28 protein-coding genes are annotated in these 24,967 nt (G+C 74.2%); 23 read left to right on the top strand and 5 right to left on the bottom strand.

Annotation, left to right across the window (positions count from 1 at the left end; genetic code table 11):
- Nucleotides 1-6 precede the first annotated feature (6 nt).
- The gene (locus tag JQN70_RS13880; protein ID WP_204131954.1) at nucleotides 7-1,254 is read right to left on the bottom strand and encodes a DUF4032 domain-containing protein; all 1,248 of its coding nucleotides are present in this window, start codon (nucleotides 1,252-1,254) and stop codon (nucleotides 7-9) included.
- 125 nt (nucleotides 1,255-1,379) lie between these two features.
- The gene (locus JQN70_RS13875) at nucleotides 1,380-2,483 is read right to left on the bottom strand and encodes an ABC transporter ATP-binding protein (RefSeq protein WP_204131953.1); all 1,104 of its coding nucleotides are present in this window, start codon (nucleotides 2,481-2,483) and stop codon (nucleotides 1,380-1,382) included.
- A gap of 188 nt (nucleotides 2,484-2,671) precedes the next feature.
- Here JQN70_RS13875 and JQN70_RS13870 point away from each other — a divergent pair, with 188 nt between their 5' ends.
- The 6 genes from JQN70_RS13870 to JQN70_RS13845 all read left to right on the top strand — a co-directional run bounded on the left by JQN70_RS13870 (nucleotide 2,672) and on the right by JQN70_RS13845 (nucleotide 7,971).
- Nucleotides 2,672-3,100: a CBS domain-containing protein gene (locus JQN70_RS13870; protein WP_204131952.1), complete on the top strand. Its 429-nt coding sequence runs from the start codon at nucleotides 2,672-2,674 to the stop codon at nucleotides 3,098-3,100.
- Between the two features lie 172 nt (nucleotides 3,101-3,272).
- The gene (locus tag JQN70_RS13865) at nucleotides 3,273-4,961 is read left to right on the top strand and encodes a serine/threonine-protein kinase (RefSeq protein WP_204131951.1); all 1,689 of its coding nucleotides are present in this window, start codon (nucleotides 3,273-3,275) and stop codon (nucleotides 4,959-4,961) included.
- Complete coding sequence (locus JQN70_RS13860; protein ID WP_204131950.1) at nucleotides 4,958-6,418, top strand: threonine/serine exporter family protein; 1,461 nt, start codon at nucleotides 4,958-4,960, stop codon at nucleotides 6,416-6,418. The genes JQN70_RS13865 and JQN70_RS13860 overlap by 4 nt, the downstream gene beginning before the upstream one ends.
- A 60-nt stretch (nucleotides 6,419-6,478) precedes the next feature.
- Nucleotides 6,479-6,709 carry a FitA-like ribbon-helix-helix domain-containing protein gene (locus JQN70_RS13855; RefSeq protein WP_204131949.1) on the top strand — a complete coding sequence of 77 codons (231 nt, stop codon included), beginning with the start codon at nucleotides 6,479-6,481 and terminating at the stop codon, nucleotides 6,707-6,709.
- The gene (locus tag JQN70_RS13850) at nucleotides 6,696-6,836 is read left to right on the top strand and encodes a hypothetical protein (RefSeq protein ID WP_204131948.1); all 141 of its coding nucleotides are present in this window, start codon (nucleotides 6,696-6,698) and stop codon (nucleotides 6,834-6,836) included. The genes JQN70_RS13855 and JQN70_RS13850 overlap by 14 nt, the downstream gene beginning before the upstream one ends.
- A gap of 55 nt (nucleotides 6,837-6,891) precedes the next feature.
- The gene (locus JQN70_RS13845) at nucleotides 6,892-7,971 is read left to right on the top strand and encodes an LCP family protein (protein WP_204131947.1); all 1,080 of its coding nucleotides are present in this window, start codon (nucleotides 6,892-6,894) and stop codon (nucleotides 7,969-7,971) included.
- A 42-nt stretch (nucleotides 7,972-8,013) separates the two neighbouring features.
- Here the strand turns inward: JQN70_RS13845 and csrA are convergent, their stop codons facing one another.
- The 3 genes from csrA to JQN70_RS20215 are packed head-to-tail and all read right to left on the bottom strand — an operon-like array spanning nucleotide 8,014 to nucleotide 9,285.
- A complete protein-coding gene (gene csrA, locus JQN70_RS13840) occupies nucleotides 8,014-8,319 on the bottom strand; it encodes a carbon storage regulator CsrA (protein ID WP_204131946.1) in 306 nt (101 codons plus the stop codon).
- Between the two features lie 43 nt (nucleotides 8,320-8,362).
- Nucleotides 8,363-8,764 (bottom strand): flagellar assembly protein FliW, encoded by a 402-nt coding sequence (locus JQN70_RS13835; protein ID WP_204131945.1) that lies wholly within the window; start codon nucleotides 8,762-8,764, stop codon nucleotides 8,363-8,365.
- 8 nt (nucleotides 8,765-8,772) lie between these two features.
- A complete protein-coding gene (locus JQN70_RS20215; RefSeq protein WP_307835989.1) occupies nucleotides 8,773-9,285 on the bottom strand; it encodes a flagellar protein FlgN in 513 nt (170 codons plus the stop codon).
- 229 nt (nucleotides 9,286-9,514) lie between these two features.
- On the opposite strand from JQN70_RS20215, the gene JQN70_RS13825 reads away from it, so the two are divergent.
- The 17 genes from JQN70_RS13825 (at nucleotide 9,515) to JQN70_RS13745 (ending at nucleotide 24,967) form a co-directional block, all read left to right on the top strand.
- Nucleotides 9,515-10,396, top strand: a complete 882-nt coding sequence (locus JQN70_RS13825; protein ID WP_204131943.1) for a sigma-70 family RNA polymerase sigma factor — start codon at nucleotides 9,515-9,517, stop codon at nucleotides 10,394-10,396.
- A 160-nt stretch (nucleotides 10,397-10,556) separates the two neighbouring features.
- Entirely contained in the window at nucleotides 10,557-11,384 is an 828-nt protein-coding gene (locus JQN70_RS13820) for a flagellin N-terminal helical domain-containing protein (protein WP_204131942.1), read from the top strand.
- Nucleotides 11,385-11,472: 88 nt separating this feature from the next.
- The gene (gene fliD, locus JQN70_RS13815) at nucleotides 11,473-13,341 is read left to right on the top strand and encodes a flagellar filament capping protein FliD (protein WP_204131941.1); all 1,869 of its coding nucleotides are present in this window, start codon (nucleotides 11,473-11,475) and stop codon (nucleotides 13,339-13,341) included.
- Nucleotides 13,342-13,354: 13 nt separating this feature from the next.
- Nucleotides 13,355-13,738, top strand: a complete 384-nt coding sequence (gene fliS / locus JQN70_RS13810) for a flagellar export chaperone FliS (protein ID WP_204131940.1) — start codon at nucleotides 13,355-13,357, stop codon at nucleotides 13,736-13,738.
- Nucleotides 13,735-14,052: a hypothetical protein gene (locus JQN70_RS13805; RefSeq protein ID WP_204131939.1), complete on the top strand. Its 318-nt coding sequence runs from the start codon at nucleotides 13,735-13,737 to the stop codon at nucleotides 14,050-14,052. Before fliS ends, JQN70_RS13805 begins: the two co-directional genes overlap by 4 nt.
- The gene (flgK, locus tag JQN70_RS13800; RefSeq protein WP_204131938.1) at nucleotides 14,052-15,416 is read left to right on the top strand and encodes a flagellar hook-associated protein FlgK; all 1,365 of its coding nucleotides are present in this window, start codon (nucleotides 14,052-14,054) and stop codon (nucleotides 15,414-15,416) included. Before JQN70_RS13805 ends, flgK begins: the two co-directional genes overlap by 1 nt.
- Nucleotides 15,417-15,453: 37 nt before the next feature.
- A complete protein-coding gene (flgL, locus tag JQN70_RS13795) occupies nucleotides 15,454-16,353 on the top strand; it encodes a flagellar hook-associated protein FlgL (RefSeq protein WP_204131937.1) in 900 nt (299 codons plus the stop codon).
- Between the two features lie 344 nt (nucleotides 16,354-16,697).
- On the top strand, nucleotides 16,698-17,054 hold the full coding sequence (locus JQN70_RS13790) for a flagellar basal body rod protein FlgB (protein ID WP_204131936.1): 357 nt from the start codon (nucleotides 16,698-16,700) through the stop codon (nucleotides 17,052-17,054).
- Complete coding sequence (locus tag JQN70_RS13785; protein WP_204131935.1) at nucleotides 17,054-17,446, top strand: flagellar basal body rod protein FlgC; 393 nt, start codon at nucleotides 17,054-17,056, stop codon at nucleotides 17,444-17,446. Before JQN70_RS13790 ends, JQN70_RS13785 begins: the two co-directional genes overlap by 1 nt.
- Nucleotides 17,446-17,742 (top strand): flagellar hook-basal body complex protein FliE, encoded by a 297-nt coding sequence (fliE, locus tag JQN70_RS13780; protein ID WP_204131934.1) that lies wholly within the window; start codon nucleotides 17,446-17,448, stop codon nucleotides 17,740-17,742. The genes JQN70_RS13785 and fliE overlap by 1 nt, the downstream gene beginning before the upstream one ends.
- The gene (gene fliF / locus JQN70_RS13775) at nucleotides 17,739-19,316 is read left to right on the top strand and encodes a flagellar basal-body MS-ring/collar protein FliF (protein ID WP_204131933.1); all 1,578 of its coding nucleotides are present in this window, start codon (nucleotides 17,739-17,741) and stop codon (nucleotides 19,314-19,316) included. The genes fliE and fliF overlap by 4 nt, the downstream gene beginning before the upstream one ends.
- Complete coding sequence (gene fliG, locus JQN70_RS13770) at nucleotides 19,313-20,326, top strand: flagellar motor switch protein FliG (RefSeq protein WP_307835987.1); 1,014 nt, start codon at nucleotides 19,313-19,315, stop codon at nucleotides 20,324-20,326. Before fliF ends, fliG begins: the two co-directional genes overlap by 4 nt.
- Nucleotides 20,310-20,972: a FliH/SctL family protein gene (locus JQN70_RS13765; RefSeq protein ID WP_204131932.1), complete on the top strand. Its 663-nt coding sequence runs from the start codon at nucleotides 20,310-20,312 to the stop codon at nucleotides 20,970-20,972. Before fliG ends, JQN70_RS13765 begins: the two co-directional genes overlap by 17 nt.
- Nucleotides 20,969-22,282: a FliI/YscN family ATPase gene (locus tag JQN70_RS13760; RefSeq protein ID WP_204131931.1), complete on the top strand. Its 1,314-nt coding sequence runs from the start codon at nucleotides 20,969-20,971 to the stop codon at nucleotides 22,280-22,282. Before JQN70_RS13765 ends, JQN70_RS13760 begins: the two co-directional genes overlap by 4 nt.
- Nucleotides 22,279-22,710 (top strand): hypothetical protein, encoded by a 432-nt coding sequence (locus tag JQN70_RS13755; RefSeq protein ID WP_204131930.1) that lies wholly within the window; start codon nucleotides 22,279-22,281, stop codon nucleotides 22,708-22,710. The genes JQN70_RS13760 and JQN70_RS13755 overlap by 4 nt, the downstream gene beginning before the upstream one ends.
- Nucleotides 22,707-23,726 carry a transglycosylase SLT domain-containing protein gene (locus JQN70_RS13750; protein ID WP_204131929.1) on the top strand — a complete coding sequence of 340 codons (1,020 nt, stop codon included), beginning with the start codon at nucleotides 22,707-22,709 and terminating at the stop codon, nucleotides 23,724-23,726. Before JQN70_RS13755 ends, JQN70_RS13750 begins: the two co-directional genes overlap by 4 nt.
- On the top strand, nucleotides 23,726-24,967 hold the full coding sequence (locus tag JQN70_RS13745) for a flagellar hook-length control protein FliK (protein WP_204131928.1): 1,242 nt from the start codon (nucleotides 23,726-23,728) through the stop codon (nucleotides 24,965-24,967). The genes JQN70_RS13750 and JQN70_RS13745 overlap by 1 nt, the downstream gene beginning before the upstream one ends.

Raw genomic sequence — 24,967 nt, 5'->3', positions numbered from 1 at the left:
CCGATCCTAGGGGCCGGTGTCGGCGACCACCGGGAGCTCCTCGGTGTCGACCCCGAGCACCGCGCGCTCGTCGGGCTTGCCCGGCAGGACCGTGGCGACGTAGTCGGCGACCGCGTCGCGGATGGGGATGTCGTGCTGCGCCCGCTCGGCGAGGTACCACCGGTGCTCGAGCACCTCGTGGAAGACCTCGGCCGGCTCGAGCTTGGCGACGAGGTGGCGCGGCACCCCGCGGGTCACCGGCTCGTAGACGCTCGCGAGCCAGTCGTGCGCGACGATCTCCTCGTCCTCGCCCTGCCGGCCGGTGGAGGCCGAGTACACCTCGAGGTCGTTGAGCAGCCGGCGGGCCTGGTTCTCGCGCACGTCGAGGCCGGTGAGCCGCAGCAGCCGCCGCGAGTGGTGGCCGGAGTCGACGACCTTGGGCTGGATGCGGATCGAGGTGCCGTCGATGTCGGTCGTGATCTCGAGCTCGTCGACGTCGAAGCCCTTCTCGTTGAGCCGCCGGATGCGGTCGTCGACGCGCCAGCGCTCGGAGTCGTCGATGAGCTCCTCGCTCGTCAGCTCGGCCCACAGGTCGCGGTAGCGCGTCATGATCCGCTCGCTGACCTCCACCGGGTCGCGCTCCTCCTGGAGCAGGCCGCCGGCGTCGAGGTCCATCAGCTCGCCGGCGATGTTGACCCGGGCGATCTCGAGGTCGTGCTCGCGCTGCCCGTCGCTCAGCCGGTTGCGGAGCTCGCCGGTCTCGGCGTCGACGAGGTAGGCCGCGAACGCGCCGGCGTCGCGCCGGAAGAGGGTGTTGGACAGCGAGACGTCGCCCCACCAGAACCCCGCGAGGTGGAGCCGGACGAGCAGCACGGCGAGGGCGTCGATGAGCCGGGTCGCGGTGCCCTTGCGCAGCGACTGGCTGTAGAGCGCCCGGTACGGCAGCGAGAACTGGAGGTGCCGGGTGACGAGGCAGGCGTCGAGCGGCTGCCCGTCGAGCCCGACCCGGCCGCTGACCACGGCGAACGGCTCGACCGCGGGCAGGTGGAGGCGCCCGAGGTTGCGGAGCATCTCGTACTCGCGGCGGGCGATGTCGTCCTTGATCTCCTTGATGGCCAGCACCCGCCCGGAGAGCCGGACGAAGCGCACGACGTGCCGGGAGATGCCGCGGGGGAGGGCGGCGAGGATGTCCTCGGGCCACTCCTCGAGCGGGACGCGCCACGGCAGGTCGAGGAGGGCGGGGTCGGGTCGGGCGGCGGTGAGCTCGAGGGCCATCGGGGCTCCGGAGGTCGGGAGTCGGTGTGCGGCAACGCTCCCGGTGGAGGTTGCGGCACCGGGACGGGCGACGCCCCGGACGAGTGGCTCGTCCGGGGCGTCGTCGCGGTGCAGCGGTGGCGGACTCAGCCGAGGCGGGCGCCGCTGGAGGGGTCGAAGACGTGCATGTGCTGCGACTTCGGGTAGACGTAGATCTTCCCGCCCTTGTCGGGGACCTGCCGGCCGTCGACCCGCGCGATGAACGGCTTGACGAGGTTGTCGTCGCCACCCTCGAGCTTGATGTTCGGGTCGGTGGGCGTGCCGTAGACGTACGCGTCGGCGCCGAGCTCCTCGACGACGTCGACGGTCAGCTCGAGGCCGTCGGGGTTCGTCGTGACCTCGACGTCCTCCGGGCGGACACCGACGATGAGCGTCGAGCCGCCGTTGCCCGCACCCTCGCGCGGGATGGACACGTTGTGGTTGCCGAACTTCGCGCCGTCGGAGGTGACCGGCACCGTGACGAGGTTCATCGCCGGGGAGCCGATGAAGCCCGCGACGAAGAGGTTCGCCGGGTTGTCGTACATCTCGCGCGGGGTGGCGCACTGCTGGAGGATGCCGTCCTTGAGCAGCGCGATCCGGTCGCCCATCGTCATGGCCTCGACCTGGTCGTGGGTGACGTAGACGGTCGTGACGCCGAGCCGGCGCTGGAGCGAGGCGATCTGGGTGCGGGTCTGGACGCGGAGCTTGGCGTCGAGGTTCGACAGCGGCTCGTCCATGAGGAAGACCTGCGGGCTGCGGACGATCGCGCGGCCCATCGCGACGCGCTGGCGCTGGCCACCGGAGAGGGCCTTCGGCTTGCGCTCGAGGTACTGGGTGAGGTCGAGGATGTTCGCGGCCTCCTCCACGCGCTTGCGGATCTCGCCCTTGTCGACGCCGGCGATCTTGAGCGCGAAGCCCATGTTGTCGGCGACCGTCATGTGCGGGTAGAGCGCGTAGTTCTGGAAGACCATCGCGACGTCGCGGTCCTTGGGCGACAGGTCGGTGACGTCGCGGTCGCCGATCCAGATCTTGCCGCCGTTGACCTCCTCGAGGCCGGCGAGCATGCGCAGCGAGGTGGACTTGCCGCAGCCGGAGGGACCGACGAGGACGAGGAACTCCCCGTCGGCGATGTCGATGTTCAGCTTGTCGACCGAGGGGGTGTCGTTGCCCGGGTAGATGCGGGTGGCCTCGTCGAACTTCACAGTTGCCATGGCGTCGTTGCCTTTCCTTCACCGGCAGGAACGTGCCGGACGATCCGTTGTAAAGGGTGGAGCTCCCGCCTGCGTCGGTGCACACGGTGTCCCCAGTATGCCGGACCCCGGCGCCGCGCCGCGAGGGCCGTCCCACGGCGGGCGCTCCTCCTCTGGCGCGTCGGGGCGGCAGTCCCTACGGTTGGGCCATGAGGATCGCGGACGTCGTGAAGCGCAAGGGCGGGGACGTCGTCACGGTGCGTCCCGACGCCACCGTCGTCGAGCTGCTGGCCCTGCTGTCGGAGCACCGGATCGGCGCCGTCGTCGTCAGCGACGACGGCGAGGGGGTCCACGGCATCGTCTCCGAGCGCGACGTCGTGCGGCACCTGCACACCGACGGCGCGGGCCTGCTCGAGGCACCGGTGCGCCAGATCATGACCGCCGAGGTGCACACCTGCACGCCCGAGGACTCCCTCGAGGACATGGCCTCGCGGATGACCGAGCGGCGCATTCGCCACGTGCCGGTGCTCCAGGACGACCGGCTCGCGGCGATCGTCAGCATCGGCGACATCGTCAAGTTCCGCATCGACACCCTCCAGGCCGAGCGCGACCAGCTGCGCGACTACATCCAGCAGTAGCCGGCGCGGACGACAACCGACACATTCGTCGGTTTCTGCACGCCCGGTCGTCTGCACGATCGAACCCGGCGTCCACCAATCGACACATTCGTCGATTTCTGCACGCGGCAGCCCCACACGCGCCCCGGAGGGCTTCCAGCACGCGCTCAGCCCGAGCGCCTACCGTGGACCCATGACCGCCGACGCGCCCGCGGACGGCCACCGGCCGCGGGACCACGACGAGCCGGGCGAGCACGCCCGGCTCGGTCCGTACCGGCTGGTCCAGCGCCTCGGCGAGGGCGGGATGGGGGTGGTCCACCTCGGCCTCGACCGGCACGGCCGGGCGGTCGCGGTCAAGGTCCTGCGGGCCCACGTCGCGCACGACCCCGACGCCCGCGCCCGCCTCGCCCGCGAGGTCGACACCCTGAGCCGCATCCGCAGCCCCCGCATCGCACCGGTCGTCGACGCCGACGTCGACGGCGACACCCCGTACGTCGTCACCCGGTTCATCGACGGCCCGCCGCTCGACGACCACGTGGCGCGCCGTGGCCCGCTGCCGCCCGAGGAGCTGCACCGCCTCGCCGCCGGGCTCGCCGAGGCCCTCGACGCCATCCACTCGGCCGACGTCGTCCACCGCGACGTCAAGCCGGGCAACGTCCTCCTCGTCGAGGGCGACCCGGTGCTCATCGACTTCGGCATCGCCCACGTCGTCGACGACGTCCGGCTCACGAGCGCCGGCCTCGTCATGGGGACCCCGGGCTACCTCGCGCCCGAGGTCGTCCACGGCGACGACGTCTCGCCGGCCACCGACTGGTGGGGCTGGGCGGCCACGACGGCCTTCGCCGCGAGCGGCACCCCGCCGTTCGGGGGCGGCGGGATGAACGCCGTCCTCGCCCGCGTGGCCTCCGGCGAGCCCGACCTCGTCGCCGTCGACCCCCGCATCGAGCCGCTGCTCTACGCGGCGCTCTCGCCGCACCCCGACGAGCGACCGCACCAGGGCGAGGTGGTCCGCGCCCTCGAGCGGTACGCGCGCGGTGAGCTCGCGACCTCGGCCATCGAGGTCCGCCGCGCCCGCCCCGAGACCCGGGCCATCGACACCTCGGGCACCGCCGCGCTGCCCGCCGCCGCCCCGCCGGCCCCGACCGTCCCGCCGGCCCCGGCCCCGCCGCCGCCCACGGGCACCGGACGCCCCGGCCCCCCGCCCGCCCTGCCGCCCGGACCGCTCGCGCCGTTCGAGGAGGACGACGACGACGTCGTCCAGGTCGCCACCGACCCGCGCATCGGGCTGCCGACGCGCTCGGGGGTCCTCCTCGCCCTCCTCGCGCTGCTCGCCGGTGTCACCGTCGCCGCCCCGCTCGTCGGGCTCCTGCTGCTCGGGGCCTGGATGGTCCTCGCCCGCACCTCCGACCGGTCGGTCACCTCCCTCGTCATGCGCCGGCACGACCGTGGCGCCCGCGGCAGCGACGTCGCGCTCGCCGTCGCCTCGAGCCCCTGGCACCTCGTCGTCGGCGCCGTCGGCTCCCTCGTCACGCTCGCCCTCCCGCTCCTCGTCGGGGTGTCCGCGATGTTCGCCGGCGCGCTCGTCGTCGGCGGGCTGACGGGCGCGGCGGTGCGCGCCGACGGTGTCGTCCCGCTGCTCGCCGCGGGCGTGTTCACCGCCCTCACGGCGTGGTGGGGCCCGGGCGGCGCGAGCCTGCGCCGCGGCAGCCGCAGCCTCGTGCGGGGGCTCACCGGCCACGACACCGTGCGGCAGGTGCTCGTCGTCGCCCTCCTCCTCGGCGGCGCGGTCCTCGTCGCCCTCACCGCGAGCCGCGGCGCCCCCGCGTGGTGGCCGCTGTCGACCCCGCCCGGCTGGGTCGACGAGGTGGTGCCGAGCCTGTGACCGACCCCCGGACCCGGCGGCCGCGCATCCTGCGCGGCGACCTGCCGACCGAGCCGATGCCGATGGCCGACCTCCTGCGGCGCACGCCGTACCGGCACGCCCGCATCCCCGACAACGCCGCCGAGGACACCGCCCTGCGCGACGCCCTCGACCTCGCCGTGCGCGTCGGCGAGCTGATGCTGCGCTGCGGCGCCGGCGCCCCGCAGGTCGAGGGCGCGATCGCCGCGACGGCCGCCGCGGCGGGGGTCGACCGCGTCGAGCTCGACATCACCCTCCAGTCGATCGTCGTCCAGGCCCGCAGCAGCGGGGGCACGCCCCACACCCTGCTCCGGGTCGTCCGGCACACCCGCTTCGACTACGCGCGCCTCGTGGCCGTGCACCGCCTCGTCGAGTCGCTCGTCGCAGGGGAGGTCTCCACCGAGGAGGCGGCGACGCGCATCCGCCGGATCGGGAAGCACCCCCGCAACTACCCGCGCTGGGCGGTCACGGCGGCCAACGCGGTCCTCGCCTCGGCCGTCGCCGTGGTCATCGGGGCCAGCCCGCTCGCCGCGCTGCTGACCATCGTCGTCGTGCTCGCCGTGGCCGGGGTCGCGCGGGCCCACGCGCGCCTCGAGCTGCCGGAGTTCTACGGCAACGCGATCAACGCCGCCGCCGCCACGCTCTTCGCGGGTGGGCTCTACGCGCTCGGGGCCAGCGGGGTCATCCCGTTCGACGAGAGCGACTTCGCCTTCGTCGTCGCCGGCGGCATCGTCGCGATGCTCCCCGGGCGCACGATGGCCTCGGCGATCGAGGACGTCATCTTCGGCTACCCGTTGACCGGCGCCGGACGCCTGCTCGCCGTGCTGCTCTCGCTCACCGGCCTCATCATCGGCATCGCCTCGGGGCTCGGTCTCATGCTCAACCTCACCCGCTGGACCGGCAGCGACTTCGTCTCGCCGGACGTCCTCGACCTGCGGGTCACCCAGGCCCCGATCGTCCCGGCCCTCCTCGCCTCGCTCGTCGTCGGCCTCGCCGCGGGCGTCACCGTCCAGAGCCGCCGCGGGCTCATCCTCCCGATGGGCCTGCTGACGATCATCGGGGTGGCGGTCTCGGCCGTGCTCACCCGCGGCCCGGGCGTCGGGGCGGTCACCGCCACGGGGATCGCCGCGGTCGCCGTCGGCGTGCTCGGCCGGCTGCTCGCGCAGCGGATGGACGCGCCCTCCCTCGTCCTCGTCGTGCCGGCGAGCTTCGGCCTGCTCCCCGGTCTGACGATCTTCCGCGGCCTCTACGAGCTCGTCGCGCAGGGCGAGAACTCCGGGCTGCTCACCTTCCAGTCGGGCCTGTCGACCCTGCTGTCCGCGGGCGGGGTGCTGCTCGCCATCGCCACCGGCACCGTCCTCGGCGAGTACCTCGCGGCCCCCTGGGACCGGCACGTGCGGGGCAGCCGGCGCCCCCGCACCGACCAGGTCCCGCGCTGAGAAGACGGCGCAGCGGGGTGTCCGGTGGGCCATTGCTTGCGCCCTGGCGCCGATGGCGCCATGCCGCGCGTGCAGATCAAGGACGTCCCGGAGAGCACCCATGCGGTCCTGCGGCAACGCGCCGCGGCCGCGCACCAGTCGCTCCAGGAGTACCTGCGTACCCGGCTGATCGCCGAGGCCAGCCGGCCGACCGTCGAGGAGGTCCTCGCCCGGGCGGGCGGTCGGTCGGGCGGGTCGGTCCCGCTGACGGAGGCGGTCGCGACCGTGCAGGAGGATCGTGCTCGTCGTTGACGCGAGCGTCCTCGTGGTCGCACTGGCCGAGGTTCTGGGCGCGACCCTCCTCACCGGCGACCGGCGGCTCGCTCACGCCTCCGGCCCCACCTGCACCATCGAGCTGCTCGCGACGGACAGCCGCTGAGACACGCCTGAGCCCGATGCGGGAGCCGCGCGCACCCCGGCATACCCTCTCCGCCATGCGCATGCGTCCCACCGCGGTCCTCGCCGTCGTCCTGCTCGCCGTCGCCGGCTGCTCCGGCGACCCCGAGCCCACGACCACGACCTCCGCGAGCTCGACCTCGGCCACCCCGACCCCCACCCCCGACGTCGTCGTCGAGGGCGCCGACGCCGAGCTCACCGCGGCCGTCGCGAAGGTCTACGCGGGGAAGACGGGCATCGAGGCCACCGCCACGCTCGGCACGTGGAAGAAGGAGAAGGTCGCCGTCGTCACCTCCGGCGACGACGTCACCCTCGCCGTCGGGCCGGACTGGAAGGTCGTCGGCGGCTGGTGGCCCTCGCTCGACAAGCCGACCTCGCTCGGCAAGGGCCCGCGGTTCGTCCTCGTCATCGGCTCGGACGCGCGGCCGAACAAGACGCTCAAGGGCACCCGCGGTGACACCCTCCAGGTCCTCGGCGTCGACGGCAAGGGCGGTGGCGGCGTCATGGGCATGGCCCGCGACATCTGGGCCCCGATGCCCGGCGGCGGCAACGCCAAGATCAACGCCGCGTTCGCCTACGGCGGCGGCAAGGGTCAGGTCGACACCGTCCGCAAGGTCACCGGCCTGCCGATCGAGGGCTACGTCGTCACCGGCTTCGGCGGGTTCGGGAAGATCGTCAACGAGTCGGGCGGGCTGCCGATGACGGTGGCCAAGAAGGTGGTCCTCCAGGGCAAGACGACCGTCAAGGCCGGCAAGCAGATCCTCTCGGGCAAGTTCGCGCTCGCCTACGCGCGCGAGCGCAAGTCGCTGCCGGACGGCGACTTCGGCCGCTCGGCGCACCAGTCCGAGCTGCTCCTCGCGGCCGCCGTCGCGGCCCGGGTCGAGGGGGTGAAGGTGGTGCCGAAGGAGATGTCGATCGTCTCGAAGTACGCCGAGACCGACCTCTCCGCAGCCGACGCGCTGACCTTCGTCGCGTCGTTCTACAAGCTCGACCCGACGAAGGTGGGGCACACGGTCGCCAAGGGCGGTTTCGGGACGAGCCCGGACGGCCAGTCGATCGTCGTGCTCGACGCCGCGTCGAAGAAGGCCTTCGCGAGCTTCAAGGACGGCCGGCTCTGATCGGCTGCGCCGTCGGTCGGCCTGCGGCGGGGGCCGGTCCGCTCAGCCGGCGGGGGCGTCGTCGGCCCGCGGCGGCCCCGGCGGTGCGCCGGGTGTCGGCGCCGCAGCCGTGTCGCCGGCCCGGTCGCCGATAACGCGGGCGAGCCCGGCGACGGCGGCCGACGACGTCGCGGAGGCCTCCTCGTTGGCGCGGCGCACGGCGAGGTAGATCTCCTCGCGGTGGATCTGCACGTTGGCGGGGGCCTCGATGCCGAGGCGCACCTTGTCGCCGCTGATCTCGAGCACGGTGACGACGATGTCGTGGCGGATCCGGATGCCCTCGTGGGGCCTGCGGCTCAGCACCAGCACGGGTGCTCCTCTCCTCGCGGGTCGGCGGGTCGGTGGTCGGGGGTCACGAGGCGATGAGCGGTGCCCGGAGCGGGAAGTCCTGGCCGGTGAGGACGACCTGCTCGGCGGCGAGCGTGCGGGCGTTGACGACGACCGGCGCGAGGAGGTTGGCGGTCGAGCGGGTGACGTCCTCGGCGACCGTGACGATGAGCAGGACCTGCGCGTCGGCGGCGTCGGTGAGCCCGAGCCGCTCGGCGGTGGGGTCGTCGAGCTCGGGGTGGTAGTCGGGGAAGAAGACCTCTGCGTCGGCGGTGACGAAGCCCGTGGCGTCCCCACCGAGCGGGCGCAGGTCGAACAGGCCCGGGGCGACCGGTGCGACCTCGTACTCGGTGGCGGGGAACCCGACGAGGCCCTCCGGCACGTGGATGGTGCGCGACGCGGTGGTCGGCTCGATGGTGTCCGTCATGTGCGACCTCACGTCGTCTCGTCGAAGAACCGGGCCGCGGACTCGCGGTCGCGCGTGCCCGTGGCGGTGTAGGTGGAGCCCGTGCCGGTGCTCCGGAAGCGGGCGAGGGCCTCGTCGATGGCCTGGGCGCTCGAGGCGAGCAGCTCCTTGTTGGCCAGCGCGGCCTCGGTGAGCCGCCCGGTGAGCTCGGTGAGCGCGTGCCGGTGCTCGGCGAGGACCTGGTCCCAGGGGGCGGGGACGACGTCGGCGATCTCGCGCAGCGTCGCCTCGGGGGCGACCCCCAGCAGCTCGGTGAGCGGCACGAGGTCGACCGCCCGGGTCAGCTCGGCGGAGCGGACGGTCGTGATGAGCTCGTCGACGTCACGGGTCGAGCGGGCCAGCCAGGTGCTGCGGCCGGTCTCGACGAGCGCCCGCTGCACCTCGATCCGGTAGGCGAGGGACTCGAGGAGCTCGCGGGTGCGCCACAGCGACTCGGACAGGTCCGCGCACGCGGCGACGACGCTTTCCTCGCGGTGTTCCACTCGCACCTCATCGGCTCGGGCGGAGGCGGACTTGAGCACCTCCGGCGCGGGACCCAGTCTGCCACGGGGGAACCGGCGGGTGCCGGAGCGTGAGGTCGGGGTACATGCTGGCCGTTCGGAGGATGCCCGCTGCACGTTCGGTGCGCGCCCGCTACGCCGAAGGGCCCTATGTACCCGATCGGGCCCTCCCCGGGTGGCGGGGTCACCGAAGCGGTTCGACGCTTGATCCGTGACCGAGAACGCCAGCACCAGCGCCACCTCGTCCCGCAGGGGGGACCTCGAGCAGCTCTGCCGTGACCATCTCCCCATCGTCGGCTACGAGGTGCGCTCGCTGAGCGCCCGCCTCCCCTCCCACGTCGCCGTCGACGACCTGACGTCCGCCGGGATGCACGCCCTGGCCGCGGCCGCCGCGTCGTTCGACCCCGAGCGGGGGGTGCCGTTCGGCCGCTACGCCGCGACGCGCATCAAGGGCGCCCTCCTCGACGAGCTGCGCTCGATGGACTGGGCCACCCGCTCGGTCCGGACCCGGGCCCGCGAGCACGACGCGGCGCGCGGCGTCCTCACCGCCGAGCTCGGCCGCGAGCCCGCCGACCGCGAGCTGGCGGACCGGATGGGCCTGAGCGTCGAGGAGGTCCGCGAGGTCTCCCACGCCGTGCACCGGTCGACCGTCGTGCGCATCGACTCCCTCGTCGACGCCGGCGTCGGCGACACCGTGCTCCCGCGGGTGGACCGCACCCCCGAGGACGTCGTCGTCGACAACGAGCGCGAGGTGTACCTCACCGCCGCCGTCGAGTCCCTCCCGGAGCGGCTGCGGACCGTCGTGCGTGCCGTCTTCTTCGAGGACCGCCTCCTCAAGGACGTCGCCGAGGAGCTGGGGGTCACCGAGTCCCGTGTCTCGCAGCTGCGTTCGGAGGCCCTGGTCATGCTCCGCGACGGGATGAACGCCACCCTCGAGCAGGAGCGCACCGCCGGCGTCGCCGCCGCGGCGACGACGGGGGCCGCGGCCCGCCGCCGCGCCACCTACTACGCGGACATCGCCAAGCGGGCCACGATCTCGCAGCGCGGGAGCCTCGGCGCCCGCCCGGCCCAGACGGCGCGGTACGCCGTCTGACGACCCACCGGTCACGCCTCGAGGGCCCCCGCGGAATTTCTCCGCCGGGGCCCTCAAGTCGTCCGGGGCCCGGCCGATGAGGGGGATGTCGCCCCGCCCTGGGAGCGGCACGGATCGCCACGGACGGCGGTCCGAGACCCCATCCAAGGAGGAAATCATCATGGGTCTGCAGGTCAACACCAACGTCGCCGCTCTCAACACCTACCGGCACCTGAGCTCCACCCAGAGCTCGATGAACACCAGCCTCGAGCGCCTGTCCTCGGGTCTGCGCATCAACCGCGCGGCCGACGACGCGGCCGGCCTGGCGATCAGCGAGAAGCTGCGCGCCCAGACCAACGGCCTCGGCCAGGCCTCGTCCAACGCGCAGGACGCGATCTCCCTCGTCCAGACGGCGGAGGGTGCGCTCAACGAGACGCACTCCATCCTCCAGCGCATGCGCCAGCTCGCGGTCCAGTCCTCGAACGACACGAACACCGCGGACGACCGTGCGGCCATCCAGAAGGAGGTCACGGCTCTCAACGACGAGCTCGACCGGATCGCCACCACCACCCAGTTCAACGGGCAGAACCTGCTCGACGGCACGGGCGGCACGGCCGGCTCGTTCACCTTCCAGGTCGGTGCCAACAGCGGCCAGACCGTCACCGTCGCCTTCGCCAAGGCCGACACGACCACCCTCGGCACCACCGGCGCCGACGTCTCGACCCAGGCCGGTGCCGCCAGCGCGCTGACCTCGATCGACGCCGCGATCAAGACGGTCTCGGGCAACCGGGCCGACCTCGGTGCGGTGCAGAACCGTCTGCAGCACACCATCAACAGCCTGAGCGTCGCGGCCGAGAACGCCGCCGCGGCCGAGTCGCGCATCCGCGACACCGACATGGCGAAGGAGATGAGCAGCTTCTCGCGCTCGCAGATCCTCTCGCAGGCCGGCGTCTCGATGCTCGCGCAGGCGAACAGCGCCCCGCAGTCCGTCCTCAAGCTCCTCGGCTGAGTACGGCTGATCGCCCGGGTCCGCCGTCTCGGCGGGCCCGGGCGGACCGGCACCACCATCTCGACGAGGCGAGGAAGGAGGAGGACCCATGGCGTCCATCGACGGACTGATCTCCGGCCTGGACACGACGTCCATCATCAGCTCGCTCATGACCCTCGAGCGCAAGTCCGGCGCCTACCTGAGCACCGGCAAGAGCACGAGCCAGTCGATGGTCAGCACCCTGCAGTCGCTGAACTCGACGATGTCCTCGCTCGCGGACGTGGCCAGGTCCTTCCTCACCGACTCGATCACCAAGACCTCGGCGTGGTCCACGACCACGTCGGGCTCGACCCAGCCCGGGCTGGCGTCCGTCGTCTCCGACGGCACGGCGGCCCCGGGCTCGGCGACGTTCACGGTCACGAGCGTCGCCACCGCCGGCGCCGCGGTGTCGAGAGGTACCGTCCCCTCCCTCTCGACCGCGGTGACCAGCGCCCCCGTCGTCCTCGGCAAGGGGCTAGGCGCGATCGGCGCCACCGCCCTGCTCCCCGGGACGACCCTCTCGGCCGGGGGCCACACCGTCCGGGTCACCCAGGGCTCCTCCGGTGCGACCCTCTCCGGGGTCCCTCTCGGGTCCACCGTGACGATCGACGCCGCGAGCGCGCAGCTCGTCGTCGACACCGGGTCCGGGCCCACGACGATCAACCTCGCCGCCGGGACCTACACCCCGTCCCAGCTCGCGGCGGAGGTCACCCGGGCCGCCGGGGGGGCGCTGCGCGCGACCATCGGCGCCGACGGCTCCCTCGCGCTCGCGACGACCCGTGAGGGCTCGGCCGCCTCGCTGCGCGTCGACACCGCGAACGCCGCACTCGGCCTGTCCGACACCGCGACCACCGCGACCGGCACCGACGCCGTCGTCGCGGTCGACGGCGTGTCGACCACGCTCACCGACCTCTCCGCCGGCTCGAGCGTCACGCTCCCCGGTTCGGGCACGGACCAGGTGGTCCTGTCCCTCGCCGGCGGCCTGCGCGCCGGCTCCGCCACCGTCGCCGACCTCGGTCTGGCGGCGGGGTCGACCCTCGGCCAGGTGGCCGCGGCCGTGGGCACCTCCGCCGTCGGTGCGAGCGCCTCGACCGTCCAGGTGTCGGCCGGCGCCTACCGACTCCAGCTGACCTCGGCGAGCACTGGCGCCGACTCCGACCTCATGCTCTCCGCGGGCGCGTTCGGCGCCTCCGGGCTCGGCGACCTCGTCGAGCTGCAGGCCGGGACCGACACCGTGCTGCACGTCGGCACCGGCCCCGGCGCGTACGACGTGCGCTCCTCGACGGCGAGCGTCACCGGCCTGATGAGCGGCGTGACGATCACCGCGCTCAAGGCCGACCCGAGCACCCCGGTGACGACGACCGTCACCGGCGACACCGCCGCAGTGGCGGACAGGATGGCTGCGCTCGTCGCGGCCGCGAACCAGGCGCTGACCTTCATCTCGTCGCGCTCCGGGTACGACGCCGACACCAAGAGGTCCGGTGCGCTGCTGGGCAACTCGATGACCCAGCTGGTCACCCGGCGGATCACCGACGCGGCCGTCGGCGGCCAGGGCACGGCTCCCTCCGCCTACGGGGTGAGCGTCGGCCGCGACGGCCAGATCGCCTTCGACCGCACCGCCTTCCTCGCCGCGTACGCGAAGGACCCCGCGGCGGTGCGCTCGACCCTGACGACGATGGCCTCCACCGTCGCCGACGTCGCGACGCAGGCATCCGACCCGCTCGACGGCTACCTCACGAAGCAGATCGGCACCGAGCAGGACCGGGTGCGGGACTACACGCAGCAGATCACCGCCTTCGAGGCCCGGATGACGATGCGCGAGTCCACCCTCAAGCGGCAGTACGCCGCCCTCGAGACCGCCCTCGGGACGCTGAAGTCGCAGAGCGACTGGCTGACCGCCCAGCTGAAGACCCTCCCATCCACCTCGAGCTCGGGCTGAGCGAGGAGACGACGTGACCACCACCGCGGCCCTGCGCCGGCTCTACACGAACGACTCCGTGACGACGGCGTCGCCGAACCAGCTCGTCGTGCTGCTCTACAACCGGCTCGTCAAGGACCTCGCCGTCGCCCTCGTCGGCCTCGAGCGGCGCGACGTCGAGGGCTCGCACCGCGCCCTCCGGCACGCCCAGGAGATCGTCTCCGAGCTCTCGTCCTCGCTCGACGTCTCGGTGTGGCCCGAGGGCGAGGGCCTCCTCGCGCTCTACGACTACCTCCAGGACCGGCTGGTCCACGCGAACGTCACGAAGTCGGCCGCGCTCGTCGCCGAGGCGCTCGAGCTCGTCGAGCCGCTGCGCGAGGCGTTCACGACCGCGGCCGCCACGGCGGAGGCGTCGTGAGCAGCCTCGACCGGGACTGGGACGACGCGCTCGACGCCGTCGAGGCCGGGCTCGAGCGGGCCGAGGGGCTCGTGCGCGCCGGCACCCTCGACGACCTCGTCGACGTCCTCGGCACCCGTCCGACCGTCGGCTCGCCCCTGCCCTCCCGGCTCGGGCCCCGCGCCACCGCCGCCCTCCAGCGCACCCGCGCCCTCGAGGCGGTCGTCGCCGCCCGGCTCGCCGACTCCGCGCGGGCCCTCGAGGCCGACCTGCACGGCCGGCGTCCGGCCGCGGCGGTCGCCCAGCTCCCCGTCTACGTGGATGCGAGGGCCTGATGTCCTCCTCGTCCCTCAGCATCGGCCTCAGCGCCCTCCAGGCCGCCCAGCGCGGTCTCGAGCTCGCCGGCCAGAACATCAGCAACGTCAACACGCCCGGCTACACGCGCCAGCGCCTCGAGCAGGCCGCCCAGGCGAGCACGGACGTGCCGTCGATGTTCGGGCGCACCCCGGCGACGGGGGAGGGCGTCGTCGTCCTCGGCACGACGCGCATCCAGGACCAGCTGCTCGAGGTCCGCGCCCTGCAGACCCGAGGAGCCTCCGCCGCAGCGGGATTCGTCGCCAACGGCTACTCGATGGTCGAGTCGGCCTTCGGTGAGCCGGGGGACACCGGCCTGCAGGCCGGCCTCGCCGAGTTCTGGAGCGCGTGGGGCGACCTCGCGACCGACCCGTCGAGCAGCGCCGCGCGCACGAGCGTCCTCGAGCAGGGTGGTCGGCTCGCGGCGTCCTTCCGCGAGCTCTCCGGCCGGCTCTCGACCCAGTGGGGCGGGACCCGCGAGGCGCTCAACGCCTCGGTCGCCACCGCCAACCGGCTGACGGCCGACGTCGCCGAGCTCAACGACGCCATCCGGGCCGCGAAGGTCGCCGGGTCCTCGACGGCCGAGCTCGAGGACCGGCGCGGACAGCTCGTCAGCCAGCTGGGCAGCGTCGTCGGCGCGGTCGCGCAGCCGATGGACGACGGCACCGTCACCCTCTCGGTCGGCGGCTCGGTGCTCGTCTCGGGCAACCACGTGAGCGCGCTCGGGGTCTCCGGCCCCTCGACCGGTCCCGGGACCGGGTCGGTCTCGGTCGTCTTCGCCGCGAGCGGCACCCCCGTCACCGTCTCCGCCGGCGAGGTCGGCGGGATGCTCACGACCCTCGCCGACACCATCCCGTCGGTGATGACCCGCCTCGACGCCGTGGCCGCCGGGGTCGCCTCGACCGTCAACGCCCGGCAGGCCGCCGGCTACGACGCGACCGGCTCGCTCGGCGGTGCCTTCTTCAGCGGCACGACCGCGGCCTCGCTGCAGCTCGCCGGGCTCACCGCCGCGGGTGTCGCCGCGTCCTCGGCCCCGCCGCCGGCCGCCGACGGGTCGAACGCCGACGCGATGGCCGCCTCGTCCGAGCTGGCCTCCGGCCCGGACTCGCTGTACCGCGACCTCGTCGTCTCGGTCGGGGTCCAGGTGCAGGGCGCGACGCGTCGCGCCGACGTCCAGAGTGCGCTGGCCGGGCAGGCGGAGTCGGCCCGCCTCGGGGTCTCGAGCGTCAGCGTCGACGAGGAGATGGTCTCGCTGCTGGGGTACCAGCACGCCTACGAGGCCGCGGCGCGCTTCGTCAGTGTCGTCGACGAGACCCTCGACACCCTCATGGGGATGGCACGATGAGCGCGTCCACCACCTCGCCCGGTCCCGGAGGCACGGGATGAACCGCGTCACGCCCAGCTCGCAGAGCCAGCAGGTCACCGCTGCGCTCCAGGCCAGCCTCGCGCGGCTGCAGGCGACCCAGGACCAGATCAGCTCGGGGCGGCGCCTCGGCAAGCCCTCCGACTCACCGACCGACACGGCCACCGCGATGTCCCTCCGCTCCGACCACCAGCGCAACGAGCAGCTCGACCGCGCCATCGACGACGGGTCGGCGCGCCTCGCGACCGCCGACCAGGCCCTCATGCAGACCGACACCCTCCTGCTGCGCGTGCGCCAGCTGCTCCTCGCCGGCTCGAACGACACGAACACCGCGGCCGAGCGCTCGGCGATGGCCGCCGAGCTCGACCAGCTGCGCTCGAGCCTGCTCGACGTCGCGAACACCCGCTACCTCGGGCAGCCGGTGTTCGCCGGCACCCAGGACACCGAGAACGCCTACGACGTGAGCGGCGCCTACCTCGGCAACACCTCGCCGGTCGAGCGCCGGGTGACGACCGGTCCGGACCGGGTCGCGGTGGGCATCACCGGTCCCGAGGCGTTCGGCACGCTGTTCGCCGACCCGGCCGCCGCCGGGGGTCTCGGCGTGCTCGCCCGGGCCGCCGACGCGCTGCGCACCGGCGACCGCACGGCGATGCAGCAGGCGCTCACCGACGTCGACGCCGCCTCCGACACCGTGCGCACGAGCCAGAGCATCGTCGGCTCGCGCACCTCGCGGCTGGAGTCCGTCAAGACCGTCGGCGCGGCCGCGACGACCCGGATGGAGACCCAGCTCTCCACCGTCGAGGGCATCGACCTCGCGAAGGCGCTCACCGACCTGAGCATCCAGCAGTCGGCCTACCAGGCAGCGCTCTCGGCGACCGCGAAGGTCATCCAGCCGAGCATCCTCGACTTCCTCCGCTGACCCCCCGGGGCACGGACCCCACACCCGCCCGTCCGCCTGCCCGCCCGCCATCCTCCCGAGTCCCTCGCGTATCGGGTAACCCGATACGCCCGCGCTTCACCCGGGAACGGAACTCGGGGGAAGCGCGGTGTTATCGGGTCACCCGATACTCGTGGGGCGTCGGAGGGCGGGCGAGCTGTCGGGGGTGGGGTCGGCCGTTCGGCCAGTCTCCGGAGAACTCCTCACGTCCGGCCCCCACCCGCCGATGGGGCGAGCGGTCACGGATGGCCGTCAGCCGCCAGGGACGCGCGGCGCACTGGACACACCCTCGGGGACGAGGGTGTGCGACGCCATCCAGGAGAGCCATGATCGACCCGATCGGCGACAGCACCTTCCGGGTGCTCGGCCGAGCGCTCACCGGCCTGTCGGCACGCCAGCGCGTCATCGCGGACAACGTCGCCAACCTCCAGACCCCCGGCTTCAAGGCCGGCCGCGTCGACTTCGAGTCCAGCCTCGCCTCCGCGTGGCAGGGCGGCGGCGACGCCTCCGCCGCCACGATCCGCGTCACCCGCTCCACCGCCCCCGGCGGCCTCGACGGCAACAACGTCGACCTCGACCAGGAGACCCTCGCCGCCACCGAGACCGGGCTGTCCTACCAGCTCGGGGTCCAGGCGATGACCGACCGCTTCAAGGTCCTGCGCAGCGCGATGGGTGGTGCCTGATGAGCATCTTCGGCGCCATCGACACCGCCGGCAGCAGCCTGACGCTGCACCGCACGTGGCTCGACGCGATCTCGGACAACATCGCCAACGTCAACACGGTCCGCCCGACGAACCAGTCCGCGTTCCAGGCGCGCTACGTCGTCGCCCAGTCGCGCGGCGACGGCACGGGCGTCGACGTCGCCGGCATCGCCCTCGGCTCCGCGCAGGGCCGGCTCGTCCACGACCCGATGAACCCGCTCGCCGACGCGCAGGGCTACGTGCGCCTCCCCGACATCGACCTCTCCGACCAGATGAGCCAGCTGATCATGTCCCAGCGCGGGTACCAGGCGAACCTCGCGACCGTCGAGCGCGCCCAGGCCGCCTACCAGCAGGCGATCGGGCTGGGCCGCTGATGAGCATCTCCCCGATCTCCTCGCTCGGCGCGCTGCCCGCCGTCGGGCAGACCTCCCGCGCCCAGGGCACCCAGGGCGCCGGCTTCGGGCAGGCGATGGCCAACGGCCTCGAGAAGCTCGACCAGCTGCAGAAGGTCAGCGACACCAAGGCCGTCGAGGCGGTCACCGGCCAGCTGACCGACGTCCACGACTACACCATCGCCGCCAACGAGGCCGCGGTCGCGACCCAGCTGACCGTCGCCGTCCGCAACAAGGCCGTCGAGGCCTTCACCGAGATCATGAGGATGCCCGTATGACCGGCCCGGACCCCAAGGCCCTGCTCGCGCGCGGCCAGCGGATGTTCAGCGACCTCACCGTCGGCCAGCGGATGACCGCCGTCGTCGCGGTGCTGGCGGTCGTCGTCGGCGGGTTCTTCTTCGTCCGCTGGGTCTCGACGCCGGCCTACGCCCCGCTCTTCACCGGCCTCTCCGGCTCGGACGCCGCGGCCGTCACCTCGGCGCTCAGCGACGCCGGCGAGCCCTACCAGCTCGCCGACGGCGGCCAGACCGTCCTCGTGCCGCAGGCCGACGTCTACGCCCAGCGGGTCGCGCTCGCCGGCGAGGGCATCCCGGCCGGCGGTGACGAGGCGAGCGGCTACTCCCTCCTCGACCAGCAGTCGATGACGAGCAGCGACTTCCAGCAGAAGGTCACCTACCAGCGGGCCCTCGAGGGCGAGCTGGCCAAGACGGTCGGCGCCATCGACGGCGTCCAGTCCGCCGTCGTCCACCTCGCGGTCCCGCAGGAGGACGTCTTCACCTCGGACGCCGCGAAGCCGACCGCCTCGGTGCTCGTCAAGACCGCCCCCGGCAAGTCCCTCTCGCCGCAGGCCGTCACCTCCGTCGTCAACCTCGTCTCCGGGTCGGTGCCCAAGCTGGCCGCCGAGGACGTCACGGTGTCCGACGCGACCGGCGCGGTGCTCAGCGCGGCCGGCGGCGCGACCGGAGCGGCCGGGTCCGACGCCCGGGCCACCCAGCAGCGGGCCGTCTCCGACGCCGCGGCCGCCAAGCTCCAGGCGATGCTCGACAAGCTCGTCGGTCCGGGCAAGGCCGTCGTCACGGTCGACGCCACCCTGAACTTCGACGCGCAGACGACCGACAAGCAGACCTACCTCCCGATGACCCCGGGGCAGACGACGCAGTCGCAGACCTCGACCGAGACCTACACCGGCGGCGGGGCCGGGGCCGGTGGCGTCCTCGGGACGGGCGCGGCCGGCACGACCGGCGGCAACGGCACGTACTCCAAGAAGGAGACGAACCAGACCAACGCGCTCGGCACCCTCAAGGAGACGTCCACGAGCACGCCCGGCAAGGTCGAGCGGATGAGCGTCGCGGTCCTCCTCGACTCGGCCGCCGCCGCCCAGGTCAACTCGAACTCGGTGAGCCGTCTCGTCACGGCCGCCGCCGGCCTCGACCCCAAGCGCGGTGACGTCGTCGAGGTGACGGCCATGCCGTTCGACACCTCCGCCGCCACGTCGGCCGCCAAGGAGCTCGCGGCGGCCGAGGCGGATGCCAAGCAGCAGAACATGATCGACCTCGCGAAGACCGGTGGCCTCGCCGTGCTCGTGCTCGCCGCGCTCGTCTTCGGCTTCCTCCGCAGCCGGCGCCGCAAGGGCGGTGACGAGCCCGACGAGCTCGAGTACTACCGCGTGCCCGACGCGCCCGCGCCCGTCGACGCCGTCCTCGAGATGGCCGAGGCCCGGGGCCTGCCGATGCGTGACGCCGACACCCAGCTCGTCTCCGTCGGCGCCGGCTCGGTCGAGTCGATCGCCCGTGAGAACCCCGACGACGTCGCGCGGATGCTCCGCGGCTGGATCTCCGAGGGCGCGTCGTGACCACCGCCGTCGCGATGAGCGGCCTGCGCAAGGCCGCGCTGCTCCTCATCCAGCTCGGGCCCGACCAGTCCGCGCCGGTCCTGCGCTCGCTGCGCCCCGAGGAGATCGAGGCCCTCATGGCCGAGGTCGCCGCGATGGACGTCGCCGACGAGGACACCCGCGAGTCGGTGCTCCACGAGTTCGAGGAGATGCTGCGCGCGTCCCGGCGCCGCAACCGGGGCGGCTTCGACATCGCCGAGGAGATGCTCGTCAAGGCCGAGCACGAGCAGTCCCGCGAGATCCTCGGCCGGCTCTCGACGGCCATCACGCACGCGCCCTTCGCCTCGCTGCGCCAGGTCGACGCCGGCCTGCTGCGCCCCTTCCTCGAGGACGAGCACCCGCAGACCATCGCCCTCGTGCTCGCGCACCTCACGAGCGAGCAGGCGGCCTACATCCTCTCCGGGCTCGGCGACGCGCTGCGCTCCGACGTCGCCCACCGCCTCGCGGTGATGGACCGCACGACCCCCGAGGTCGTCCGGGTCGTCGAGCAGCACCTGCGGGCCAGCCTCTCGGCGATGGGCGACGCGCGCGACCAGGTGAGCGTCGGCGGCATCGACCCGCTCGTCGGCATCATCAGCCGCTCGCAGCGCGACACCGAGAAGGCCATCCTCCAGGGCATCGAGGAGCGCGACCCCACCCTCGCCGAGGACCTGCGCGCCAAGATGTTCGCCTTCTCCGACATCGTCGAGCTCGACGACCGCACGGTGCAGCTCGTCCTGCGCCAGGTCGACGCCAAGGAACTGGCGCTGGCCCTCAAGGGCGCGGCTCCGGCGGTGCGCGACAAGGTCTTCCGCAACATGTCCGAGCGATCGGCCGCCGCCCTCCAGGAGGAGGTCGAGGTGCTCGGCCCGGTGCGTACCGCGCAGGTCGAGGAGGCCCGGTCGGCCGTGGTCAAGGGCATCCGCGCGCTCGAGGACTCGGGCGAGATCATCATCTCGCGGGCCGGGGGCGGCGATGACCTCGTCCACTGACACCGTGCCCGCGACGATGCTCCTGCGCGGCGGCGCCGACGTGGCGCAGCCGGCGGTCTTCGGACGCCAGCTGACCCCCGCGGGGTCCGACGACGGCACCGGCATCCCCGCCGAGTGGCTCGCGGGCCGTGAGGCCGGGCGCGAGGCGGGTCGCCGCGAGGCCGCCGCCGAGCAGGCCGCGTGGCTCGAGCGCGCCGAGGCGCGCCTGGCCGCCGACCGCGACGAGCGGGCGCGCGCCTTCGCCGCCGCGCTCGCCGGCCTCGGCCGCGCGACCGACGACGCCGTCGCCGGGCTGACCCTGCGCGACGCCACCGACACCGCGGCCCGGCTCGCCGTCGACATCGCCGAGGCGCTCGTCGGGCACCACCTCGAGGTCGACGGGTGCGCCGCACGCGACGCCGTCGCCCGGGCCCTCGTCGAGGTGCCCCGGGGCGGGACCGTCCTCGTGCGCGTCCACCCCGACGACGCGGCCCTCCTCGTCGACGACGAGGACTCGCTCGGCGCCCTCGTCCCCACCGCCACCCTAGAGCTCGTCGCCGACCCGACCGTCGAGCGCGGGGGCTGCCTCGCCGACATCGGCGACCGCACGGTCGACGCCCGGCTCTCGACGGCGCTGGCCCGGGTCCGGGAGGTGCTCGACCGATGAGCACGCTCGTGAGGACCGACCTGCGCGACGAGCTCGTCGCCGCGGCCCGCCCGCACGTGACCGGCCGGGTCACCCGCGCCATCGGCGTCGGCCTCGAGGTCAGCGGCCTCGACGTCGCGGTCGGCGAGGCCGTGCGCGTCATCGGCGAGCGCGGCACCATCCTCGCGGAAGTGGTTGCGCTGGACGACGGCTCGGCCCGCTGCATGCCGGTCGGCGACCTGCGCGGAGTGCGCGTCGGTGACCGGGTCGAGGCCACCGGCGGGCCCCTGCGCGTCCCCGTCGGGGACGGCCTCGTCGGGCGCGTCGTCGACGCCCTCGGGCGCCCGATCGACGGCGGCCCGCCGCTGGCCGGCGTCTCGTGGGTCGGCTCGGACGGCACCCCGCCGCCGGCGATGACCCGGGAGCGGATCACCACCCAGCTCGGGCTCGGCATCCGCGCGATGGACACCCTCGTGCCGTGCGGACGCGGCCAGCGCATGGGCATCTTCGCCGGCTCCGGGGTCGGCAAGTCGAGCCTGCTGTCGATGATCGTCCGCGGCACGGACGCCCCCGTCACCGTCCTCGCCCTCGTCGGCGAGCGCGGCCGCGAGGTGCGCGAGTTCGTCGAGCACGACCTCGGCCCCGAGGGCCTGGCCCGCGCGGTCGTCGTCGTCGCGACCTCCGACGAGCCCGCGCTCGTGCGCCTGCACGCCGCCTCCACCGCCACCCGCATCGCCGAGTGGTTCCGCGACCAGGGTCGTGACGTCCTCCTCGCGATGGACAGCGTCACCCGCGTCGCGATGGCCCAGCGCGAGGTCGGCCTCGCCGCCGGCGAGCCCCCGACGACGCGCGGCTACCCGCCGTCGGTCTTCGGCGTGCTGCCCAGGCTGCTCGAGCGGGCCGGCACCGCCGAGCGCGGCAGCATCACCGGTCTCTACACCGTCCTCGTCGAGGGCGACGACATGAACGACCCCGTCGCAGACGCCGTCCGCTCGATCCTCGACGGCCACGTCGTGCTCGACCGCCGGCTCGCGACCTCGGGCCACTACCCGTGCATCGACGTCCTCGAGTCGGTCTCGCGTGCCAACCGCGCACTGACCGACCCGGTGCAGCGGGCCGCGGCCGACACGCTGCGCAGCCTGCTCGCGGCGCGCCGCGACGCCAAGGACCTCGTCGAGATCGGCGCCTACGTCGCCGGCACCAACCCGCTCGTCGACCGGGCGCTCGCGCAGAGCGGGGCCATCGACGGCTTCCTGCGCCAGGACCTCGACGACGTCACCGACGCCCGCGACAGCTGGGACTCCCTCGCCGCCCTGGCCGGTGCGCTGTGAGCACCCGCACCGACCGGCTCGCGACCGTGCTGCGCGTCCGCACCATCCAGGAGGAGCAGCGCCGCGGCGACCTCGCCCGCGCCGCCGCCGCCCAGGGCCGCGCCGCCGAGGCCGCCGCCGAGGCCGCGGCCCGCTACGGCGCCCGCGAGGTGTGCGGCGTCGGGGTGCCCCTCGTCGCCGCCACCTTCCTCGCGACCCGGCAGGCCGAGGTGCTCCGCGCCGACGGCATCGCGTCCACCACCGCCGAGCACGCCCTCGCCGAGGGCGAGACCGAGCGCTCGCGCGCCCTCCTCGCCGAGGCCCGGACCCGGACCTCCGGTCTGGAGCGGGTGCTCGAGCGGGCCGCCGAGGAGCGCCGACAGGACCGGCTCGCCGCCGACCAGCAGGTCGCCGAGGAGTCCGGCCGCGCCAAGGAGGGGGAGCGGTGAGCGTCGAGACCTCCGGCCCCGCCGCCGCCCTCGCGCGGATGGCCGCCATCCAGAGCACCATCGCCTCGGTGTCGGGGACCGCCACCCGGTCTGCCTCGAGCACCGCCGGCGCCACCTCCTTCGACGCCGTCTACGGCTCCGCGCTCGAGGGCGCCGGGGCCGCGTCGGGCGCCCAGCTCGGGACGGCCGGTGGTGGCGGTCAGGACGTGGGCTCGCAGGCCGTGGCCGCCGCCTCGCAGTACCTCGGCGTCCCCTACGTCTGGGGCGGCACCGACCCGCGCACCGGTCTCGACTGCTCGGGCCTCGTCCAGCGCGCCTACGCCGACGTCGGCGTCTCCCTGCCGCGCGTCGCCGCCGACCAGGCCCGGATGGGCACCGCCGTCCCGAGCCTCGCGCAGGCCCAGCCGGGCGACATCCTCGCGTTCAACTCGCCGGTGACCCACATCGCCATCTACGTCGGCAACGGGAAGATGATCGCCGCGCCGAAGGCGGGTGACGTCGTCAAGGTCCAGGACGTCTACAAGACCCCGAGCGCCATCCGCCGGATCGGCCCGACCGTCGGGGCCGGTGGGGTGTCCGGGACCGCCGGGCTCGCCGGGCTCGCCGCGACCGGGGCGGCCTCGACCTCCGCCACGGGTGCGCCCGCCGCCCTGCAGAGCCTCTTCGCCTCCGCGACGGCCCGGTACGGCCTGCCACAGGGGCTCCTCACGGCCGTCGCCAAGGCCGAGAGCGGCTTCGACACCCGTGCGGTCAGCCCGGCCGGCGCCTTGGGGCTCATGCAGCTGATGCCCGCCACGGCGCGCGGCCTCGGGGTCGACCCGATGGTGCCCGCCCAGGCGGTCGACGGTGCCGCCCGGATGCTCTCGCGCGACCTCGCCCGGTTCGGGTCGGTCGGCCTCGCGGTCGCGGCCTACAACGCCGGTGCCGGTGCCGTGCAGCGCTACGGCGGCGTCCCGCCCTACCCCGAGACCCAGCAGTACGTGCGTCGTGTGCTCGGCTCGATGGGGGTCAGCTGATGAGCGCCGTCGTCGTCCCCGCCGCTCCGGCTGCTGCCGCCGCGGCCCCGGCCGCTCGCCCGGCCCGGTCCGCCGACGGCGCGGCCTTCGCCCGGGTCCTGCGCACGCACGCCGAGCCCGAGGCCGAGGCCGACGAGCCGGTGTCCGACGGATCGGGCGAGGCGGACCCGTCGGAGCCCGGGCCGTCGACCCCCACCGCCCCCGTCGCGCCCGCTGACGTGCAGAACTCGACGAATGTGTCGAATCTTGGACGTCCGGACGTGCAGCCCCTGCCCCAGGGTGTCCAGGAATCGACGAATGTGTCGAATGGTGGACGTTCGGACGCCGGCGCGCCGACGGTCGCCGCCGTGCCCGCTGACGTGCAGAACTCGACGGATGTGTCGAATCTCGGACGTCCGGACGTGCAGCCCCTGCCCCAGGGTGTCCAGGAACCGACGAATGTGTCGAGTCTTGGACGTCCGGTGGTGCAGAGCCCGACGACCGTGTCCGTTCCGACCGCGCCCACCGAGCCGACCGCGCCGACCGGCGTCGCCGCCGGGGAGCCGGGCGCGCCGGTGCCGACCCCGTCGGGCGCGGGCCACGGGACGCACACCCCCCGCTTCGACGGTGACCCCGTCGTCGTCCGGATGCCAGCCGGCGACCTCCCCACCGCGGACGTCCCTGCGGCACAGCCGGTCCCGGCCCCCGCCGGCGCTCCCCAGCCCGACTCCACGCCCACACCCCTCCAGCTGGTCGGCCCGACGCCGCCGACCGCCCCGACGGCCCCGGCCGCACCCGTCGCCCCGACGACCGCCCCGGCCCCGGCCCTCGCGCCCCCGCCGGTGCACACCCAGGTCGTCACGGCCGTCACGCCGCTGCTCACCGGCCCGGACGACACCCACCAGCTGACCGTCCGCCTCGACCCCGACGGCCTCGGCCCCGTGCACGTCCGGCTCGCGGTCTCCGGCGACGAGGTCCGCCTGCACCTCGTGGCCGCCGACCCCGGCACCCGCGAGGCCCTGCGCGACGGGCTCGGCCAGCTGCGGACCCAGCTCGAGGACGCCGGCCTCAAGGCCACCCAGCTCGACGTCGCCACCGGCGGCGACCCCCGGCAGCACCCGGGCCCCGGCCCGGAGGAGCGCCGCCCGCTCGCCGCGACCCCCGACCGCCCCGGTTCGCGACACGGCCCGGAGCCACCCGCAGCGCCGCCGGTCGCCCCGGCCCGCCACCGACCCGACACCCGACTCGACCTGAGGATGTGA

The sequence above is a fragment of the Phycicoccus sonneratiae genome (assembly GCF_016887965.1).
Taxonomy (GTDB): Bacteria; Actinomycetota; Actinomycetes; order Actinomycetales; family Dermatophilaceae; genus Phycicoccus; species Phycicoccus sonneratiae.
The sequence above is the reverse complement of the archived record's forward strand: the minus strand, read 5'-3'. Positions and strand labels throughout refer to the sequence as shown.

What these genes read in the sequence shown, in the direction of transcription:
- JQN70_RS13820 (WP_204131942.1), top strand. Translation starts at nt 10,557, where the DNA reads ATGGGTCTGCAGGTCAACACCAACGTCGCCGCTCTCAACACCTACCGG.
- JQN70_RS13765 (WP_204131932.1), top strand. Translation starts at nt 20,310, where the DNA reads ATGACCTCGTCCACTGACACCGTGCCCGCGACGATGCTCCTGCGCGGC.
- JQN70_RS13845 (WP_204131947.1), top strand. Translation starts at nt 6,892, where the DNA reads ATGCGCATGCGTCCCACCGCGGTCCTCGCCGTCGTCCTGCTCGCCGTC.
- fliF (WP_204131933.1), top strand. Translation starts at nt 17,739, where the DNA reads ATGACCGGCCCGGACCCCAAGGCCCTGCTCGCGCGCGGCCAGCGGATG.
- JQN70_RS13855 (WP_204131949.1), top strand. Translation starts at nt 6,479, where the DNA reads ATGCCGCGCGTGCAGATCAAGGACGTCCCGGAGAGCACCCATGCGGTC.
- JQN70_RS13835 (WP_204131945.1), bottom strand. Translation starts at nt 8,764, where the DNA reads ATGACGGACACCATCGAGCCGACCACCGCGTCGCGCACCATCCACGTG.
- flgK (WP_204131938.1), top strand. Translation starts at nt 14,052, where the DNA reads ATGTCCTCCTCGTCCCTCAGCATCGGCCTCAGCGCCCTCCAGGCCGCC.
- JQN70_RS13870 (WP_204131952.1), top strand. Translation starts at nt 2,672, where the DNA reads ATGAGGATCGCGGACGTCGTGAAGCGCAAGGGCGGGGACGTCGTCACG.
- JQN70_RS13880 (WP_204131954.1), bottom strand. Translation starts at nt 1,254, where the DNA reads ATGGCCCTCGAGCTCACCGCCGCCCGACCCGACCCCGCCCTCCTCGAC.
- fliD (WP_204131941.1), top strand. Translation starts at nt 11,473, where the DNA reads ATGGCGTCCATCGACGGACTGATCTCCGGCCTGGACACGACGTCCATC.
- JQN70_RS13875 (WP_204131953.1), bottom strand. Translation starts at nt 2,483, where the DNA reads ATGGCAACTGTGAAGTTCGACGAGGCCACCCGCATCTACCCGGGCAAC.
- JQN70_RS13790 (WP_204131936.1), top strand. Translation starts at nt 16,698, where the DNA reads ATGATCGACCCGATCGGCGACAGCACCTTCCGGGTGCTCGGCCGAGCG.
- JQN70_RS13865 (WP_204131951.1), top strand. Translation starts at nt 3,273, where the DNA reads ATGACCGCCGACGCGCCCGCGGACGGCCACCGGCCGCGGGACCACGAC.
- flgL (WP_204131937.1), top strand. Translation starts at nt 15,454, where the DNA reads ATGAACCGCGTCACGCCCAGCTCGCAGAGCCAGCAGGTCACCGCTGCG.
- JQN70_RS13745 (WP_204131928.1), top strand. Translation starts at nt 23,726, where the DNA reads ATGAGCGCCGTCGTCGTCCCCGCCGCTCCGGCTGCTGCCGCCGCGGCC.
- JQN70_RS13760 (WP_204131931.1), top strand. Translation starts at nt 20,969, where the DNA reads ATGAGCACGCTCGTGAGGACCGACCTGCGCGACGAGCTCGTCGCCGCG.
- JQN70_RS13785 (WP_204131935.1), top strand. Translation starts at nt 17,054, where the DNA reads ATGAGCATCTTCGGCGCCATCGACACCGCCGGCAGCAGCCTGACGCTG.
- fliE (WP_204131934.1), top strand. Translation starts at nt 17,446, where the DNA reads ATGAGCATCTCCCCGATCTCCTCGCTCGGCGCGCTGCCCGCCGTCGGG.